This window comes from Caballeronia sp. M23-90 (genome assembly GCF_053574605.1).
In genome coordinates, this window is the sequence record NZ_JBSIPA010000657.1 from 1 (window position 1) to 2,651 (window position 2,651).

Below are 2,651 nucleotides of genomic sequence, written 5' to 3' on the forward strand. Positions count from 1 at the left end.
TGACTGGTCGAGCGGGCCTGCGGCGGTATCGAAGCGCGTTCATGCATTCGCGACCACGCGGCGCCGGTTTTCAAGCACTCGTTCCGGCACGTCGCCGGTATGCAACCCGAGGTTCAAACCGCCCTCGCCCTTTGCACCGCCGTAAGGCGCTTCGCTCACGCCCCCATTGCGCGTGGTCGCGAATGCATGAACGCGCTTCGATACCGCCGCAGGCCCGCTCGACCAGTCAGGCCAGAGACAATCGTCGTGACGAAGCGGCCGAGCTGAAAAACCCGCACGGGAAGTTTCGCTCATCGCCCTTATTCCTCGTCGTCATCTTCGTCGTATTCGATTGGCTGCGATTCATCCCAGCCACCGCGCGCCTGGGCGTCATACCCTTCTTCCTCGATGAAGTCCTCATCTTCCGGATCGAGATCGGTCGATTCATCGCGGCCGAGTCCGAGTTCAGCCGCCAGCGCCTCGATGTCCTCCGGAACGTCCGCGCGCCAGCTTATCTCGCGGCCAGTGGTCGGGTGAATCAGGCCGAGACGCCAGGCATGCAACGCCTGCCGGTTGAAGCCATCGGGCAAAGGCTGCACCGAACGCTTGCCGCGCGCGTGGCCATAAATCGGGTCGCCGAGCAACGGATGGCGGATATGCGCGCAATGCACGCGAATCTGGTGTGTGCGGCCGGTATCGAGATCGCAATGCACGGCCGAGACGGGCTGCTGGTTCCACATTGCCCGGTCGATGGTGCGGTAATGCGTGCGCGCGTATTTCCCGGAGGCGCTCTCCACCACGGCCATGCGGGTGCGGTCGCGGGGATCGCGGCCGATGGGGGCATCGATCGTGCCTTCGTCCGGCATCGTGCCCCACACCAGCGCGACGTAGCGGCGCTTCACCGTGCGCGCCTGCAACTGGCGCGTGAGGATGGTCTGCGCCTCGAGCGTGCGCGCAACGACCATAAGCCCCGACGTCTCCTTGTCCAGCCGATGCACGATACCCGCGCGCGGCAGGCCGGCTGCGGCATCGCCGTATCTGTAAAGCAGGCCGTTGAGCAGCGTGCCGCTCCAGTTCCCGGCCGCCGGATGCACGACCATGCCGGCGGGTTTGTTGATGACCACGAGTGCATCGTCTTCATAAACGATGTCGAGCGGCACCGGCTCGGGCGTGAACGCAAGCTGCTCGGGCAACAGGTCGGGAATCAGCGTGATCGTCGCGCCCAGCGGCACCGGTTGCCGGATCTTTGCAGGCGCGCCGTCGACCTGCACGCGCTGTGCATCGATCCATGTCTGCAAGCGGCTGCGCGAGAATTCCGGGAACAGCCGCGCCATGACCTTGTCGAGCCGCTCGCCGGCGTACTCGTCGGGCACGGCAATCGTGCGTGGCGTTTCGGCATCGGCGCGGCGCGCGTGAAGGTTGGTGGATACAGGCGCACCATGCGTTTCGGTTGCAGAACCGGATGCCGCCGCGGATGCGGTCAAATCGTCCGGACGTGCGTCGTCGGCCGATGCGCTTGGGCTATAATCTTTGCTGCGATCTTTGGTACGACTTGTACTTGAGCGGGTCATTTAGACTGAAAGCTGGGAATTAGCCAGAAAGGCATGAGCTAGAAAATGCAAGCACTGATGCGAGCCGTGAATCAAGCTTTGAAAACCGTTTTGAACCCTGTGCGCCAGTTGATCAGGCTATCGTCGAATTCGTCTGTCAGGGTTGCTGCGCTGGCTGCGGGTGCCGTCATTGTCGCAGGCTGCCATGGCCTGCCCGAGAAAACCGACGAAACGGCCACGTGGAATAACGGGAAATTATACTCGGAGGCGCAGGATGCGCTGACCGGCGGCGACTTTGGCAAATGCGCAAAGTATTTCGAGAACCTCGAAGGCCGTGACCCGTTCGGACATTTTGCGCAACAGGCGCAGATCAACGTGGCTTACTGTAACTGGAAGGACGGCGAAACCGACTCGGCTGATGCTGCCATCGACCGGTTCATCAAGCTGCATCCGGATCACCCGGACATCGCCTACGCGTATTACCTGAAGGGCATGATCCACTTCAACGACGACCTCGGTCTGTTCGGCCGCTTCTCCGGCCAGGACATGAGCGAGCGCGATCCGAAGTCGCTGCGCGAATCCTACGATGCGTTCAAGATCGTTGTCGACCGTTACCCGCAAAGCAAGTATGCGCCGGATGCAGCCCAGCGCATGCGCTATATCGTAAACGCACTGGCTTCGCATGAGGTTCATGCCGCGGATTATTACTATCGCCGTGGTGCTTATGTGGCCGCAATCAACCGCGCGCAACTCGCCATTCGCGAGTACAAGAACGCGCCGGCAACGGAAGATGCATTGCATATCATGATGCTGTCGTACGGCAAGCTTGATCAGCCGCAACTGGAAGGCGACACGAAGCGCGTGCTGGCCGCTACGTTCCCCGACAGCCCGTATGTCACCGGCAGGTCGCGGCCGGGCAAGGACAACAAATCGTGGTGGCAGATCTGGTAAGCAGTTTGATTCGCTGACCGTACCAACAAAAAACCCGGCACACTGGTCTTATACCTTAACGGTACATAGTTCGCGAGCAAGTGGCCGGGGATTCAGTAAGGGCGGTGTTTTAAGCATCAACGCCTTGCGATGTATAAATACATCGTAATACACCGAAACTTCCAAGCGCCA

Annotated in this window: 2 protein-coding genes and 1 pseudogene; 1 reads left to right on the forward strand and 2 read right to left on the reverse strand. The window is 61.0% G+C overall.

Annotated features, from left to right (window positions below; all coding sequences use genetic code 11):
- Positions 1-42: 42 nt before the first annotated feature.
- A pseudogene (locus ACRXB1_RS34225) lies at positions 43-294 on the reverse strand (laccase domain-containing protein); the annotation flags it as partial.
- Between the two features lie 5 nt (positions 295-299).
- Positions 300-1,550 (reverse strand): RluA family pseudouridine synthase, encoded by a 1,251-nt coding sequence (locus tag ACRXB1_RS34230; RefSeq protein ID WP_061999523.1) that lies wholly within the window; start codon positions 1,548-1,550, stop codon positions 300-302.
- A gap of 57 nt (positions 1,551-1,607) precedes the next feature.
- On the opposite strand from ACRXB1_RS34230, the gene ACRXB1_RS34235 reads away from it, so the two are divergent.
- The gene (locus ACRXB1_RS34235; protein ID WP_062000866.1) at positions 1,608-2,480 is read left to right on the forward strand and encodes an outer membrane protein assembly factor BamD; all 873 of its coding nucleotides are present in this window, start codon (positions 1,608-1,610) and stop codon (positions 2,478-2,480) included.
- Positions 2,481-2,651: the final 171 nt, after the last annotated feature.

What these genes read in the sequence shown, in the direction of transcription:
- ACRXB1_RS34235 (WP_062000866.1), top strand. Translation starts at nt 1,608, where the DNA reads ATGCGAGCCGTGAATCAAGCTTTGAAAACCGTTTTGAACCCTGTGCGC.
- ACRXB1_RS34230 (WP_061999523.1), bottom strand. Translation starts at nt 1,550, where the DNA reads ATGACCCGCTCAAGTACAAGTCGTACCAAAGATCGCAGCAAAGATTAT.